13 protein-coding genes are annotated in these 14,763 nt (G+C 72.0%); 7 read left to right on the forward strand and 6 right to left on the reverse strand.

Translation table 11 applies throughout. From position 1 onward, the window contains the following. Positions 1-85 precede the first annotated feature (85 nt). Together ACNNMR_RS19625 and ACNNMR_RS19630 are read left to right on the forward strand one after the other, a co-directional pair. Complete coding sequence (locus tag ACNNMR_RS19625) at positions 86-2,512, forward strand: HAD-IC family P-type ATPase (RefSeq protein WP_419995940.1); 2,427 nt, start codon at positions 86-88, stop codon at positions 2,510-2,512. Between the two features lie 88 nt (positions 2,513-2,600). Continuing rightward, complete coding sequence (locus tag ACNNMR_RS19630; RefSeq protein ID WP_419995941.1) at positions 2,601-3,197, forward strand: Uma2 family endonuclease; 597 nt, start codon at positions 2,601-2,603, stop codon at positions 3,195-3,197. A gap of 93 nt (positions 3,198-3,290) precedes the next feature. On the opposite strand, the gene ACNNMR_RS19635 is transcribed toward ACNNMR_RS19630, so the two are convergent. The 4 genes from ACNNMR_RS19635 to ACNNMR_RS19650 form a co-directional block, all read right to left on the reverse strand. Further along, entirely contained in the window at positions 3,291-4,133 is an 843-nt protein-coding gene (locus ACNNMR_RS19635) for a calcium-binding protein (RefSeq protein WP_419995942.1), read from the reverse strand. A gap of 249 nt (positions 4,134-4,382) precedes the next feature. Continuing rightward, a complete protein-coding gene (locus ACNNMR_RS19640) occupies positions 4,383-7,661 on the reverse strand; it encodes a sacsin N-terminal ATP-binding-like domain-containing protein (RefSeq protein WP_419995943.1) in 3,279 nt (1,092 codons plus the stop codon). A 163-nt stretch (positions 7,662-7,824) separates the two neighbouring features. Then, on the reverse strand, positions 7,825-8,802 hold the full coding sequence (locus tag ACNNMR_RS19645) for a bile acid:sodium symporter family protein (RefSeq protein WP_419995944.1): 978 nt from the start codon (positions 8,800-8,802) through the stop codon (positions 7,825-7,827). 63 nt (positions 8,803-8,865) lie between these two features. Continuing rightward, positions 8,866-9,660, reverse strand: coding sequence for a DUF3027 domain-containing protein (locus tag ACNNMR_RS19650; protein WP_419995945.1), 795 nt, complete (start codon positions 9,658-9,660; stop codon positions 8,866-8,868). A 224-nt stretch (positions 9,661-9,884) separates the two neighbouring features. Here ACNNMR_RS19650 and ACNNMR_RS19655 point away from each other — a divergent pair, with 224 nt between their 5' ends. The 4 genes from ACNNMR_RS19655 to ACNNMR_RS19670 all read left to right on the forward strand — a co-directional run bounded on the left by ACNNMR_RS19655 (position 9,885) and on the right by ACNNMR_RS19670 (position 13,309). Further along, positions 9,885-11,225, forward strand: a complete 1,341-nt coding sequence (locus tag ACNNMR_RS19655; RefSeq protein ID WP_419995946.1) for an MFS transporter — start codon at positions 9,885-9,887, stop codon at positions 11,223-11,225. Between the two features lie 27 nt (positions 11,226-11,252). After that, positions 11,253-11,744, forward strand: coding sequence for a DUF2771 domain-containing protein (locus ACNNMR_RS19660; RefSeq protein WP_419995947.1), 492 nt, complete (start codon positions 11,253-11,255; stop codon positions 11,742-11,744). A 5-nt stretch (positions 11,745-11,749) separates the two neighbouring features. Then, the gene (locus tag ACNNMR_RS19665; RefSeq protein WP_419995948.1) at positions 11,750-12,397 is read left to right on the forward strand and encodes a futalosine hydrolase; all 648 of its coding nucleotides are present in this window, start codon (positions 11,750-11,752) and stop codon (positions 12,395-12,397) included. A gap of 66 nt (positions 12,398-12,463) precedes the next feature. After that, positions 12,464-13,309, forward strand: a complete 846-nt coding sequence (locus tag ACNNMR_RS19670) for a 1,4-dihydroxy-6-naphthoate synthase (protein WP_419995949.1) — start codon at positions 12,464-12,466, stop codon at positions 13,307-13,309. A 24-nt stretch (positions 13,310-13,333) separates the two neighbouring features. On the opposite strand, the gene ACNNMR_RS19675 is transcribed toward ACNNMR_RS19670, so the two are convergent. Then, positions 13,334-13,717: a cold-shock protein gene (locus tag ACNNMR_RS19675; protein ID WP_419995950.1), complete on the reverse strand. Its 384-nt coding sequence runs from the start codon at positions 13,715-13,717 to the stop codon at positions 13,334-13,336. Between the two features lie 189 nt (positions 13,718-13,906). On the opposite strand from ACNNMR_RS19675, the gene ACNNMR_RS19680 reads away from it, so the two are divergent. Then, positions 13,907-14,143, forward strand: a complete 237-nt coding sequence (locus ACNNMR_RS19680; RefSeq protein WP_419995951.1) for a hypothetical protein — start codon at positions 13,907-13,909, stop codon at positions 14,141-14,143. Here the strand turns inward: ACNNMR_RS19680 and ACNNMR_RS19685 are convergent. Beyond that, positions 14,122-14,745 carry an HAD family hydrolase gene (locus ACNNMR_RS19685; protein ID WP_419995952.1) on the reverse strand — a complete coding sequence of 208 codons (624 nt, stop codon included), beginning with the start codon at positions 14,743-14,745 and terminating at the stop codon, positions 14,122-14,124. The two genes, ACNNMR_RS19680 and ACNNMR_RS19685, sit on opposite strands and share 22 nt — an antisense overlap. Between the last annotated feature and the right edge of the window lie 18 nt (positions 14,746-14,763).

Here is a 14,763-nt window from a genome sequence, read left to right on the forward strand (position 1 = left end):
CACCTTACCTGCGAGGTTTTTCCGCCCCACGCCCAGCAGGATGCCGCGCGCGCAAACGCGAACCCGACCGCATAACCTCAATGCCATGGCGGAGCAGCGGGTGGACACCGACGACGGGGCGGCGGCGATCGGCGAAGCGGGGGGCGGCACACGCCCAAGAGACACCCGCCATGACGGCCTGACCTCGGCCGAGGTGGCGGAGCGGATCGCCCGCGGCGAGATCAACGACGTCCCCGTACGCAGCAGCCGCTCCACCTCCGACATCGTCCGCGCCAACGTCTTCACCCGCTTCAACGCCATCATCGGCGTCCTCTTCCTGGTCATCCTCGTCGTCGGCCCGATCCAGGACGGCCTCTTCGGCTTCGTCATCCTGGCCAACACGGCGATCGGCATCATCCAGGAGCTGCGCGCGAAGAAGACCCTGGACAGCCTGGCCGTGGTCGGCGAGGCGAAGCCCAAGGTGCGCCGCAATGGCGAGTCCGCCGAGATCCCGACCTCCGAAATCGTCCTCGGCGACCTCGTGGAGCTCGGCTCCGGCGACAAGGCCGTCGTCGACGGCGAGGTGGTCGAGGCCGACAACCTGGAGGTCGACGAGTCGCTCCTCACCGGCGAGGCCGACCCGGTGCTGAAGCACCCGGGCGACCGCATTCTCTCCGGCTCCTTCGTCGTCGCCGGCGGCGGCGCCTTCACCGCCACCAAGGTCGGCCGCGAGGCCTACGCCGCCCAGCTCGCCGAGGAGGCCTCGCGCTTCACGCTCGTCCACTCGGAGCTGCGCAGCGGCATCAGCACGATCCTCAAGTACGTCACATGGATGATGGTCCCGGCCGCGATCGGCCTGATCCTCTCCTCCCTCCTCCGCGAGGAGCGCGACTCCTCCGAGGCGATCCGCCGCACCGTCGCCGGCATCGTCCCGATGGTCCCCGAGGGCCTCGTCCTCCTCACCTCCGTCGCCTTCGCGATCGGCGTCATCCGCCTCGGCCGCAAGCAGTGCCTCGTCCAGGAACTGCCCGCCATCGAGGGCCTGGCCCGCGTCGACGTCGTCTGCCTCGACAAGACCGGCACCCTCACCGAGGGCGGCATGGACGTCACCGGGCTCAAGACCCTCGCCGATACGGACTGCGACGAGGCCGAGGTGAAGAAGGTCCTCGGCGCGCTGGGCGAGTCCGATCCGCGCCCCAACGCCAGCCTCAAGGCGATCATCGAGGCCTACCCCGACACGGAGGAGCTGCGCTGCACCGAGTCGCTGCCCTTCTCCTCGGCCCGTAAATACAGCGGTGCCTCCTTCAACGACGCCGACGGCGAGTCCTCCACCTGGCTGCTGGGCGCCCCCGACGTGCTGCTGCCGGCCGGCCATCCGGTGCTCGGCGAGGTCGACGAGCTCAACGCGCAGGGCCTGCGGGTGCTGCTCCTGGCCAAGGCGGCCGTCGAACTGGACGACCCCGAGGTCACCCAGAACGTCACCGCGGTCGCCCTCGTCTCGATCGAGCAGCGGCTGCGCCCGGATGCCGCCGAGACCCTCAAGTACTTCGCCCGCGAGAACGTCCAGACAAAGATCATCTCCGGCGACAACGCCGTCTCGGTGGGCGCCGTAGCCGCCAAGCTCGGCCTGCAGGGCGCGGACCGCACCATCGACGCCCGCGAGCTCCCCACCGACAAAGAGGCGATGGCGAAGGTCCTCGACGAGAACACCGTCTTCGGCCGGGTCTCCCCGCAGCAGAAGCGCGACATGGTGGCGGCCCTGCAGTCGCACGGCCACGACGTGGCGATGACGGGCGACGGCGTGAACGACGTCCTCGCCCTCAAGGACGCGGACATCGGCGTCTCGATGGGCTCTGGCTCGGAGGCGACAAAGGCGGTTGCCCAGATCGTCCTGCTCAACAACAGCTTCGCGACGCTGCCTTCGGTGGTCGCGGAGGGCCGCCGGGTCATCGGCAACATCGAGCGGGTGGCGACCCTCTTCCTTACGAAGACGGTCTACTCGGTGCTGCTGGCCCTGCTGGTGGTCATCAGCCAGGTCCCGTACCCCTTCCTCCCCCGGCACCTGACCCTGCTGTCGACCCTGACGATCGGCGTCCCGGCCTTCTTCCTCGCCCTCGCGCCCAACAAGGAGCGGGCGAAGCCGCACTTCGTGCACCGGGTGATGAAGTACTCGATCCCGGCGGGCGTCATCGCCGGGGCCGCCACCTTCGTGACGTACATGATCGCCCGCAGCTACTACAGCGGGCCTGGCGCACTGGCCGCGGAGACGTCCTCGGCGACGCTGTGCCTCTTCCTGATCGCGATGTGGGTGCTGGCGATCATCGCCCGGCCGTACTCGTGGTGGCGGATCGGGCTGGTGGCGGCGATGGCGCTCGGCTTCGTGATCGTCATGGTCACCCCGTGGCTGCAGGACTTCTTCGCCCTGAAGCTGGTGGGCGCCACGATGCCGTGGACGGCGGTGGCGATCGCCGCGGCATCGGCGGCGGTGCTGGAGTGGGTGTGGCGCGTGGTGGGCCGCCGCTTCCCGGACTGATCCGCGCGCCTGACGACTGTCAGTGACCCCGGTTACGCTGTGTGTGTTGGCTGGTTCACCCGGCCCGGGGAGGCGCATGATGGCAGTGATGGTTGAGCATCCGATGACGATAGAGGCCCCCGAGGGCACGCCGCGGTTCCGGGCGCTGCTGAGCGCGCTCCTGGAGCTGGATGAGCACGTGCCCGATGGCTATCGGACGGAGATCATCGGGGGGAACGTCGTCATGTCGCCATGGTCAAAGGGCTATTACGGGCTCGCTATGCACTCCCTGCGCAACCAGCTCGAGCCACACCTGCCCGAGGGACAGATCGTCGACTCCTCGCCGTTTCTCTTCACATTCCCGGGCGTCGAGCGCGCATACGGCCCGGACGTGTGGGTCGCCGACGCGGCGGCGTTCCGGACCGAGCGGCGGCATCTCGACGGCGAGGCACTCTCCCTGGTCGCCGAGCTGACCTCCTCGTCCACGCGAGACGCGGACTGGGGCGACAAGGTGCCCGCGTACGGGCGGGCCGGTGTCCCGGTGTATCTGCTGCTCGACATGCAGGAGTCGGCGACCACACTTTTCTGGCAGCCGACGGACGAGGGGTATGCCGCCCGGCTGACGGTGCCGTTCGGCGAGAAGCTGCGGGTGCCGGCGCCCTTCGACTGCGACCTGGACACGGCCGGCTTTTCGCCCGCCGAATAGCCGCGTCTCAGTCGTACGGGCCGCCGGTCGCGGTGACCGGCGGCCCGTACTGCTCACTGCTGTGCCGTGGAGCGCTGTGCCGTGGAGCGGGTGCTACTTGACGTCGACGAAGTCGCCGTACGTCTTCACCGCGGGGGTGGTCGTCGCCTTCGGGGTGAAGTTCCAGCGCCAGTAGCCGTCCACCTTGGCGGTGGAGGTGGTCTTCAGCGACCCGGTGGAGCTGGTGCTGGGGGTCTTGAGCGTGCTGTAGCTGCTGCTGGTCTTCGGCTTGAACTGGAGCGCCACCGGCTGCTTCGTGTAGCCGCGGTAGTCGAAGTAGTCCCAGTTGGCCCGGGTCAGCTTGCCCGTGATGGTGACGGTCTTGCCCTTCTTGACCGGCTCGGGGGCGGCGTTGACCGTCATCTTCGAGTAGCGCTGGACGCGGGTGGTGCCGAGGAAGTCGTCGTACACACCGCCCTCTTCGCCGTTGCCCACCGCGACGGCCCCCACGTGCCAGGTGCCCGCGAGCTCGTTCCACAGGTACGCGTACGTGTCGTCGTGCGGCGTGATCTTGATCGAGACCTTGCAGGTCGAGGTGGTCGCGTTCACCGCGGTGCAGGTGCCGTGCTCCGTGGTCGGGCCGAACGACTGATCCAGGTCGTTGTCGAAGTCCGAGCCGTGCCAGAGGTAGACGATGCCGTCGGCGATGCCGTTCGGGTTCGTGGCCGTGACGCTGGCCGTCACGGTGACGGTCTTGGTGGTGCCGACCGGGATGTACTTGCCGCCGTTGACGGAAACATCGGTGATCTGGGTGTCGCTGTCCTCCGCGGCGAGCGTCTTGGCACCCGCCTTGCCGGGGTGGAAGCCGGCGCTGTTCTGCTTGTGCTGCAGGCTGTCGTCCGGCTCGGCCTGCGCCGCCGGGAGCGCAAGGGCGCCCGCGGCCAGGACTGCGGCCATACCGGCACCAATAGCGAATTTACGCATGAAGTCCCCACTGAATGGAAACCTGCCGAACGTCCCCCCCGGCAGGGTGTGAATGGTGAGGGGATATTAAGCGTCCCTACCGTGAATTCACATCGGAAAAATCCGGACACTTGGCCCAGAAACCCGAGACGTCCAGTGATGTTCGACACAACGCGAAAAGGTTGTACGGCCGATGGCAAAGAGATGGCGAATCCCGTCGGCCGAGCCGAGCCGAGCCGCCCGTCAGTCGAACCAGCGGTCCTGCGCCAGCTCCTCCGCCCGGGAAAGATCCTCCAGCAGCGCCGCGGCCTCGAAGCGGCGGGGCCACTGGCCCGCCGCCCAGGCGAGACCTGCGGCGACGCCTTCAAGGGTGGCGGCGTGCAGGGTGCCGTCGGGGGTGCGGCGCCAGTCGAGTTCGACGCCGTTCACGATCAGCTCGTCGTGTTCCTCGTACGACACCGGGGTTGCCGGGCCGAGGAGGGTACGGACGGGCTCCGGGACGTCGCGACGCTCACCGGACGGGCCGCTGACCGGTGCCTCGTACGCCTCGCTGAGCCGCGACACCTGCAGCAGCTCCGCGAGGTCCGCGGCGGCGGCCGGGCGTACGGGCAGCAGGGGGCGGCCGGCGGCCAACGGGACGAGGTCGGGGGCGTCGGCGACGAGCGCCTCGCCGGCGTCCACCACGCGTACGTCGCCGTCCACGACCGCGCGGAGGTCGTCGGGGAGGGTGACCTGTTCCGGGTCGAGGGCGGCCAGCAGGCCGTAGAGGGCGTGGAGTTGGGGTGCGGTGACCGGGAGGTCCGGGTCGGCGAGGCGGCTCAGCAGCTCCGCGGCGCCGCCCGGCTCGTCGAGAAGTGCGGCGGCCGAGGTGCGTACGCCCAGCGCTCGCAGCACCTGGTCGTCCTGGACGGTCGCAGTGTCGGCGGGCTCGTAGAGCCCGGCCAGCAGCGGGTCGCCGCCGGCCGCGCGCAGCCCTGCCGGGCGGCGGCCGTCGAGGACGGGATTGCCGCGCAGCCACCAGGCCGTGTACGGACGGACCTGCTGGGTGCCGCCGTCGGGCAGCAGGATCCGGGCGGGCTGGGTCAGCGCGTCGCGCAGCGGGGGCTGGGCGAGCATGGCGAGGGCCTGCGGCCAGGCGTCGTCCGCGACCAGGTCGAGGTCCCGTACGCCGATCAGCTCGGTGATCACCGGCGGGACGGGGGGCTCCTCGTCGAGGCGGTCGAGGACGTCCTCGCACCAGACGTCGACGGCGTCGAGGAGGCCGGGGTCGTCGGGCTCGGGGTAGTCGCTGTCGCGCGGCTCCAGCTCGTCGGGGTCGAGGACCACGTCGGCCGCGCGTACCAGCGCGAAGGTCGCCTGCACGCCGACGGCGGTGAGCGGCTGCTCGCCCCAGCGGTTTGCGAGCTCCGCGTCGCAGGCGGCCAGTTCGCCCTCGCGGATGACCTGCTCGAAGGGGCTGCCGGGGTAGACGAGTTCGCCTGCGGGGGCGAGTTCGCCGTCCTCGTCGGGGAGGGCGAGGGCGGCGAGCCAGGGCTCGTCGCCGGGGGCGAGGTGGGCGTCGCGGGCCAGGGCCAGGACGGTGTCGGCGAGCTCGTCCGGGGTGAGCGTCTGCTGGTCCTCGTCCTCGTGCCAGGCCTCGTCCTCGTCGAGGGAGGCGGCGACGGCGGCGCGCACCTGTGGCGTGGTGAGGACAGCGCGCGGGGTCGCGGGGGTGGCGCCGAGCTTTTCCAGCAGCGGGTGGGCGGCTTCCGGGTGCGCGACGCGGAGCCCTAGGCGGGCGATGCGGGCGGAGTCGGAGTCCGGGAGGGGGAGCAGGACTTGGCGGGGGCCCGTGACCGTACGGCCGTCCGCGAGCGGCACGGGGAGGCCGCCGAGGGCCTCGGGGTCGGTGCCCGCGAGCGAGTCGTAGAGCCGGTGCCACCACGCAGGTGGCCGCTCGGTGCCGGCCAGCGACTCGATCGCCTCGGCGAGCGGGAGGCGCTGGACGGCAAGCGTGCGCAGCGCCTGGCGGCGCTCCTGGCCGGCGGGGAGGAGGTTCGGGTAGACGTCGGCCAGGGCGGCGACGGTGGCTGCGGAGGCGCCTTCGAGGAGGATCGCGTCGCGGGGGCGTAGCGCCTGCGGCGCCGCGGGGGCGGGCGCGGCCTGCTCGGACGGGGCGGGGCCGGGCGCGGCGAGGTCCGGCGCGGTGGGGCCGGGCGCGGCGGGCGGCAGGAACGGGGTCTCCGGGAGGAGGTCCAGGATCTGGGTGCGGAGCGCGGCGTCCAGTTCGCTCTGGCCCAGCGGGCCGGGGACGAGGTCGAGGACGGCGGGGTCCAGCGGGCGCCAGTCGCGGAGCAGCCGGGCGTACGCCTCCGCGGCCTGCCGTACGACGAAGTCCGCGAGCGGGCCCGGCGCCGCGTGCCGCCGGGTGGGTTCCAGCGGGAATGAGGCGATGAGCAGGGCGGGCAGGCCGAGCGGTTCGTCGGTGGGGGTGGGGGCGTGCACGACCGGGGCTGTGCGGGGCGCCGCGGGGGCGCCGTGGTCGTCTACGGGGACGGCCCAGGTCACGGACCAGGTGGGGCGGAGGCGTTCCTCTATCGGGCGGTCGGCGAGCAGCGCGGGGGCGAGGTGGCCGGAGGCGGTGGCGGTGCGCCAGCGGGTGGGGGTGGGGGCGGTGGTGTCGTGGATCACGATGTACGGGGCGGCCTCGGTGCCCTCCGCGCCTTCGAGGCCCACCCTGTCCTCTGTCCTGGTCAGGACCCTGCGGCCGCGTGGTGACTCGACGACGACCTCGGATACGCCGGGGAGCGCGAGTAGCAGTGCGTCGTCGATGCCGTCCAGCAGACGGACCGCGAGGTCGCGGGCGGTGGTGTCGCGGAACGGCAGGACTACCGCGGTGTCGTAGCCCTCCGGGACGGCGCCCTGTGCGGGCAGCGGGAGTCGCAGCACCGGGAGGTGGCCGTCGCGGCGGGCCATTTCGTCGGCGAGGCCCGGGCTCTGGGCCGCGGCCTCTTCGGTGAGGCGGCGGGTCTCCATCAGGGACCAGCGCACGCCCGTGCCGTCGGCGCGGATGACGGCGGGCGCGTCGCTGACGGCCCGTACCGCCGAGAAGCCGACGCCGAAGCGGCCTACGGCGGACTGGTCGGCCTCGTCGCGCTTAGCGGAGGCGCGGAGGGTGGAGAGGGACTCGACGCCGGCGTTGTCGAGGGGGGTGCCGGTGTTGGCGGCGGTGAGGGTGCCTTCGCCGCCGTCGTCGTCCTCGTCGCTCAGGCGGAAGAGGATGCGCCCTGGGGCGCCGGCGCGGGCGGCGGCGTCCGCGGCGTTCTGTGCGAGTTCGACGACCAGGCGGTCGCGGTAGCCCCCGAGGGCGAGGTCCTCCTCGGCGTTGGCGTCTTCCCGGAATCGCGCTGGGGCTGCTGCCCAGGCGGTGAGGGTGGTGCGACGCAATGACTCCGTGCGGAGGTCGTCCACCGGGGCTCCTTCGGTTGCTGGCGGCCCGCTACGGTACCTCGCTGGTGCGTCGCGGCCTGCGGCCGCGGGCATCCTGTGGCTTCGCCACGGAGTCCTCAAGCGCCGGACGGGCTGATAGTGGGTGGGCCGGGCCGAGTTCCGCGACACTACCGAAGAAAACCTCTGTGGTCGGCCTGGGTACGTTCCGGGGTTTTCTTCGGCAGCGTCGCTCCACTCGGCCCTCCTCCCGGAGGGGTTAGGTCGACTTGAGCGCCGCCTGTCGCTCGTTGCCCCGGGCCATCCACGCCGCCACGAGCGCGCCCGACACGTTGTGCCAGACCGAGAAGACCGCCGCCGGTAGGGCGGCCAGCGGGCTGAAGTGGGCGGAGGCCAGGGAGGCTGCCAGGCCTGAGTTCTGCATGCCGACCTCGAAGGCCATTGCTCGTGAGCCGGGTTGGCCCAGGCGGGCCAGGCGGCCGGCGCCGTAGCCGAGGGCCAGGCCCAGGCCGTTGTGCAGCACGACCGCCAGGAAGACCAGCGCAGCTGCTGACTTGATCGCGTCTGCGCTCGCCGCGACCACCACAGCCACGATCACCGCGATTGTCGCCGCCGACAGCCAGGGCAGCGCGGGTTGGGCGCGGTCCACCCAGCGGCCGAAGGCCAGGCGTACGGCCAGGCCTGCGGCCACCGGGAGGAGGACCGTCTTCACGATGTCCCAGACCATGGAGCCGGCCTCCACCGGCAGGTACTCGCCCGCCAGGAGGAGGGTCAGGGGTGGCGTGATCAGGGGGGCCAGGACCGTGGATACCGTCGCCACCGAGACGGAGAGGGCTACGTCGCCGCGGGCCAGGTAGGTCACGACGTTCGACGCCGTGCCGCTCGGGGCGCAGCCGACCAGGATGACGCCGGCCGCGAGCTGTGGGGGGAGGTCGAGGGCGTGGGCGATGAGCCAGCCGAGGCCCGGCATGATCACGTAGTGCGCCACCAGGCCTAGGGCCACTGCCCAGGGGCGTTGTGCGACGCCCTTGAAGTCGAGCGGGGTCATGGTCAGGCCCATGCAGAACATGACCACGCCGAGGAGGTACGGCACGCTCTCCGACCAGCCGGAGAACGTGGACGGGGTGGCCAGGCCCAGGGCGCCGGCGGCGAGCACGAGGATCGGGAAGACCGTCACCGCGCGCTTGGCGGCGCGGCTCTGGGCGGGCTCAGGTACGAGCGTCTGTTCGGTCTGCACCGGGCGATGCAACGCTCTGTGGATGGCCTCTTGCAAGGCCGTCTCGAAATGTGGTCGGTACAGCTAGTTGGCAGAGCCCTCCGGCTCTACCTCGACCGAATCCGCGCCCATCTCGTCGAGCACCGGTGGGGCCGGGCGGGCCGGCTTGGGCATGACGGCCGCCTCCGAGTGGCCGCCGCAGCCGTACGAGAGCGAGACCATGCGACCGTCCGCCGGGGAGAACTCGTTCGCGCACACCCCGAAGGCCTGCCGCAGCGAGCCCGCGATCGGCACCAGGAAGCCGCAGCTCATGCAGGACGCTGGGGCGGACTGGGCCATGGGGGCCTTGGCGCCGTAGTGCTCTTCCCAGCGGTCCGCCGCGCTGTGCAGGCCGTAGCGCGACAGCACCCGGGCGCGGCGCATGCCGATCTCGTCGGCTACCGCGCCGATCTCCGCGGGGCGCGGCTCGTCGGGCTGGGTGAGCTCTTCGGCCTCGTCGGGCTCGGGCTCGTAGCCCTGCTCCAGGCGCAGGTCCTCGGCCTCCGTGGGCAGCAGGTCGCCGGGGCCGAGGTCGCCGGGGCGCAGCCGCTCGCTCCACGGCACCCACTCCGGGGGGAGCACCGCGTCGGGGCCGGGGAGGAGGACGGTCTCGTCGAGGGTGACCGTGCGGGCGCGGGAGGCGCGGGCGACGGTCACCGCCCAGCGCCAGCCGCGATAGCCGGCCAGCTTGCAGTCGAAGAGGTGGGTCACGACCCGGTCGCCGTCGGCCACCACTCCGAGGTGGTCGCCGACCAGGTCGGCACCCGCGGTCTCCTCGGCCGCGGCCCGCGCCAGCTCCAGCGCGTCGGCGCACTGGCGGTCAGGGGTACGGCTTCGCATCGCAGCACTCACAAGAATCGATTCTCTCGTACGGGAGGGGCCAGGCTCCCGATGACGCAGCAACGGAGCGGAAGCCAGGGACCGCGTCGACGTCGCCGCGCCGCCGGAAGCCGGGGCGCATCTTTCACCCTACCGGGCGACCGGCGCGCTCGTGGCAGCCCCGCGCCCCGTTCCTGACGTCGCGGGCGCTCCGCGGGCCCCCGGAGGTGCGGCACTATGGCGGGGTGGTAGCCGATAAGTCTGCGGATGTCGGCCCCCTGCGCCAGGTGGGCCGCTCCATCGGGCACGCCGCAGGGCGGCCGATCTTCGGCACCGCGCGCCGGATCCGTAAGGCCACGCATGCGGAAGGTGCGGGTGAGACGGGGCTCGGCAGGCTGATCGAGCTGCATGCGGTGAACGGCGCGGGCGACATGATGGTCACTATCGCGCTCGCCTCCACCGTGTTCTTTTCCGTGCCGACCGACCAGGCCCGCGGGCGGGTCGCGCTCTATCTGCTCATCACCATGGCGCCCTTCGCGCTGCTCGCGCCGGTGATCGGCCCGCTCCTCGACCGGATACCGCATGGCCGCCGGGCGGCGATGGCGGCCACGATGCTGGCGCGGGCGCTGCTGGCGCTGATCATCGCGGGGGCGGTCGCCAGCGGGGATCTGGAGCTCTATCCGGCGGCGCTCGGTGTGCTGGTGGCGTCGAAGGCGTACGGGGTGGTGCGCTCGGCGGTCGTGCCGCGGCTGCTGCCCAGACGGATCTCGCTGGTCAAGGCCAACTCGCGCGTCACCCTCGCCGGCCTCCTGGCCACCGGTCTCGCCGCGCCCATCGGCGGCGCGCTGCACCTGATCGGCCCGGCCTGGCCGCTCTACGGCGCCTTCGTCATCTTCATCGCCGGCCTGTTCCTCAGCTTCTCGCTGCCGCCCGCCGTCGACTCCGACCGGAGCGAGGACAAGGCCGCGCTGCTGCGCCCACGCCGCCGCCAGGGCCTGCGCAGCGTCGGCCCCTCCGTACTGCACGCGCTGCAGGCGAACGCCGCACTCCGCGCCGTCTCCGGCTTCCTCACCTTCTTCCTCGCCTTCCTGCTCCGCGATCACGCGCCCGCCGGCATCCGCCCCGAGCTGGCCCTCGGCATCGTGGCGGTGGCGGCAGGCGTCGGCAACGCCTGCGGCTCGATCATCGGCTCCTGGCTGCGCACCCGCGGCCCGGAGCGGATCATCGTCGTGGTGCTGGCCATCGCGCTGGCCGTGGACGTGGTGGCGGCCGTCTTCTACGTCTTCCCGCTCGCGGCCGCGGTCGCCGCGACGGCCGGCATCTCCCTCTCTCTCGCCAAGCTGTCGCTGGACGCGCTGATCCAGCGGGACGTGCCCGAGGAGGTACGCACCTCCGCCTTCGCCCGCTCCGAGACGGCCATGCAGATGTCGTGGGTGCTCGGCGGCGCCATCGGCATCCTGCTCCCGCTCAACCCCGTCCTCGGCATGGCGACCGCCGCCGCGCTGGTGCTGATCGGCGCGCTGACCGCTGTCCGGGGGCTGCTCGGCGCGGCCCGGCGCGGCACGCCGCACCCGCGCGTGGCCTGACTTCGGCCGACAGGTAGCCTGCGACGCATGACCATCGCGTTCTCTCCGGGCCGGCGCCGGCGCGCCGCCGCCGCAATCGGTGCCGCCGCCGTCTCCATCGCCGCCCTCGCCGCCTGCGAGAAGCCGACGCCTCTGGCCACCCTCACGGTCGGCTCCGACACGGTGACCACCGAGGCGGAGTGCTACAAGAAGGGCGAGGTCATCCCCCAGAACGAGCTGGCCAAGTGCCTGGAGAAGAGCGGCGGCAAGTCGGTCTCACTCGGCGCCGGCGACAAGCTGCGCATCGGCGTCGACCCGAAGATCGCCGAGACCGGCTGGGTCATGTTCGTCAACGGCCAGCCCGCCATCACCGAGCCCAGCGACCGCACGTACATCTCCTTCCAGGGCGACGCCTTCTTCCAGGGCGCCCAGGGCGCCAACGGCCAGCCCCAGCAGGTGAAGCAGGCCAAGGTCGCCATCGTCGAGGTCGACGAGGGCAGCTCCAAGGGCGTGTGGAGCTTCGATCTGAAGAAGAAGTAGCAGCGGTGGCGGAGGCGGTCGCGCTGCCGCGCACGCTGGTCGTCACGGCCGTTGAGGCGGAGGCTGAGGCGGTACGCCTCGGGGCCGGCGACGGTGCATTGCACGTGCTCGCCGGCGGCGTCGGCCCGGCGGCTGCTGCCGCGGCCACGGCGGCTGCCCTCGCCTCCGGCCCGTACGACCTGATCATCTCCGCCGGCATCGGCGGCGGCTTCGCCGGGATCGCGCCGGTCGGCTCGCTCGTCGTGGCCGACGAGATCGTGGCCGCCGACCTCGGCGCGGAAACCCCGGACGGCTTCGTCCCGGTGACCGAGCTGGGCTTCGGGACCGTACGCCATGAGCCGCCGCGTCAGCTGGCGGCCGGGGTGGCGCGGGCGACGGACGGCACCCTCGGCACGATCCTGACCGTCTCGACGGTCACGGGCACCGCGGCCCGGGCGGAGGCGCTGCGGGAGGCCCATCCGCGGGCCGCCGCGGAGGCGATGGAGGGTTTCGGCGTGGCAGAGGCCGCGGCCCGCGCAGGCGTCCCGGTCCTGGAACTCCGCGCGATCTCGAACCCGGTCGGCCCGAGAGACCGCGAGGCGTGGCGCATCAAGGACGCGCTGACAGCACTGACGAGCGCCTTCGAAGCGCTGCCGGCGGCTCTCCGCGCCTAGCGGCACCACATTCAAACCCGCGACCCACCGCGGAACGGCCGACCCCCACCGACGTAACCTCGCAGTATGCGGATTGCGTACTCCCCCTGCCCCAACGACACCTTCGTCTTCCACGCCTGGGCCCACGGCCGCGTCCCCGACGCCCCGCCCCTCGACGTCACCTTCGCGGACATCGACGTCACCAACGGCCTCGCGGAGCAGCGCACCGAAGACCTCGACATCATGAAGGTGTCGTACGCGGTCCTCCCCTGGGTCCTCGACGACTACGCCCTGCTCCCCGCCGGCGGCGCCCTCGGCCGCGGCTGCGGCCCGCTCGTACTGACGCAGACCGAGCAGCAGCCGAAGGACCTCACCGGCAAGGTGATCGCCGTGCCCAGCGAGCGCTCGACCGCCTACCTGCTCTTCCGCCTCTGGGCAGCCGCCGAGGTGCCCGGCGGCATCGGCGAGGTCAAGGTCCTGCCCTTCCACGAGATCATGCCCGCCGTCCGCGACGGCAAGGTCGACGCGGGGCTCGTCATCCACGAAGCGCGCTTCACCTATCAGGATTACGGGCTGCACTGCCTCGCTGATATGGGTGAGCACTGGGAGGCCACCACCGGCCTCCCCATCCCGCTCGGCGCGATCATCGCGAAGCGCTCGCTCGGCGCGGAGCGGCTGCGGCAGCTGGCCGAGGCCGCGCGCGCGTCCGTGCGCATGGCGTGGGACGACCCGGAGGCCTCGCGCGCGTACGTGATGGAGCACGCGCAGGAGATGGACCCGGCCGTGGCCGACCAGCACATCGGGCTTTACGTGAATGAGTTCACCGCTGACCTGGGCGAAGACGGCTATGCCGCCATCCGCGGCCTGCTCACCCGCGCCGCGGCCGAGGGTCTGGTGCCGCCCATCGGCCCGCACGCCCTCGACCCGGCGTAGAGGCAGACGTCCGCCGGCCGTCCGCTAGACGTCCAGCTGATCGGCCACCGCCCGCAGCATCCCGGCGATCTTCCGCCCATTCGCCTTGTCCGGATACCGCCCGCGCTCCAGCTGCTGCGAGACGCCGTCCAGCAGCGTCGTCAGATCCTGCACGATCGACGCCAGCTCGTCCGGCTTGCGCCGCTGCGCGGCCGCGACCGAGGGGGCGGGGTCGAGGACGGTGACGGAAAGCGCCTGGTCACCGCGCTGACCGGCGACGACGCCGAACTCCACGCGCTGGCCGGGCTTGAGCGTCTCCACTCCGGCAGGCAGAACGGACGAGTGCACGAAGACGTCACCGCCATCGTCGCGGGAGAGGAAGCCGAAGCCCTTCTCGCTGTTGAACCACTTGACCTTGCCGGTGGGCACGTGTCGCCTTCCTCGTCCTCGTACGGGGGTGCGTGAAGAGCAGTACGGCGGGCCGCTGGACCCGCCACCTCAAGGCTAACGGCCTGTTGGCCGGTGACAAGATGTCGCCGGGCGCTTCCTGACCGTCTCCGATACGGTCTCCGTCACACTGCTCCTATCCCCGCCACACCCTGCCTCTACCCTGGTGGCGTGAGCAATGAGATTTCCCGGGCCGGCGACGGACTGGTGCGCGCGGGCGCGATCGTCTTCCTGATCGGCGCGCTGGCCACGGTGGGCACTTTCGTGCCCTTCTTCCTCGACGAGAAGCCGCTGCCCACCGCGGCTTACCTGGTATCGATGCTCATGGGCGTCGGCTTTGCGCTCGCCCTCGCCGGGCTGCTCCGGCAGGCCGCGGCGGGACGGCGTCAGGCGCGCTCGGCCAGGTAGCCGTCCAGCCACCCCGGGAACGCGGTCAGGTCGTCGAGCACGACGTCCGCGCCCTCGGCCGCCAGCTCCACCGCCGAACACGGCCCGGTCGGCACGGCGACGGACAGCGCGCCGGCCGTACGGGCCCCGCGGACGTCGCCCAGGTGGTCGCCGACGTAGACGGAGGCCCCGTGCTCACGCAGCGCCTCCCCCTTCGCCTCGGCCCACAGCCAGCCGATGACGGCGTCGGGGGCGATGCCGAGGTGGCTCAGGTGCAGCTTCGCGTTCGGCTGGTGCTTCGCCGTGACGACGATGGCCCGGCCGCCCGCTTGCTGCACGGCGGTGATCGCCTCGGGGGCGCCCGGCATGGCGAGCGTCGGCTCGATGGCGTACGTGGGATAGATCTCCCGGTAGCGCTCTCCCATCTCCGGGATCAGCTCCTGCGGGAACCAGTGCGCGAGCTCCTCGTCGAGCGGCGGCCCGAGGCGGGTGATCGCCAGGTCCGCGTCGATGTACGTGCCGGTCGCCGCGGACAGCGCCTCGTAGGCGGCTTTGATGCCGGGCCGGGAGTCGATCAGGGTCATGTCGAGGTCGAAGCCGACCGTCAGGGGGTGTATCGCCACCCGGCCATTGTGCCAACC

This window comes from Streptomyces boninensis, from assembly GCF_048572725.1.
GTDB lineage: Bacteria > Actinomycetota > Actinomycetes > Streptomycetales > Streptomycetaceae > Streptomyces > Streptomyces boninensis.

Bases quoted from the DNA above. Each gene is read 5' to 3' on its own strand.
- ACNNMR_RS19670 (WP_419995949.1), top strand. From the start codon at position 12,464: ATGCGGATTGCGTACTCCCCCTGCCCCAACGACACCTTCGTCTTCCAC.
- ACNNMR_RS19635 (WP_419995942.1), bottom strand. From the start codon at position 4,133: ATGGCCGCAGTCCTGGCCGCGGGCGCCCTTGCGCTCCCGGCGGCGCAG.
- ACNNMR_RS19660 (WP_419995947.1), top strand. From the start codon at position 11,253: ATGACCATCGCGTTCTCTCCGGGCCGGCGCCGGCGCGCCGCCGCCGCA.
- ACNNMR_RS19650 (WP_419995945.1), bottom strand. From the start codon at position 9,660: ATGCGAAGCCGTACCCCTGACCGCCAGTGCGCCGACGCGCTGGAGCTG.
- ACNNMR_RS19625 (WP_419995940.1), top strand. From the start codon at position 86: ATGGCGGAGCAGCGGGTGGACACCGACGACGGGGCGGCGGCGATCGGC.
- ACNNMR_RS19630 (WP_419995941.1), top strand. From the start codon at position 2,601: ATGGTTGAGCATCCGATGACGATAGAGGCCCCCGAGGGCACGCCGCGG.
- ACNNMR_RS19640 (WP_419995943.1), bottom strand. From the start codon at position 7,661: ATGCCCGCGGCCGCAGGCCGCGACGCACCAGCGAGGTACCGTAGCGGG.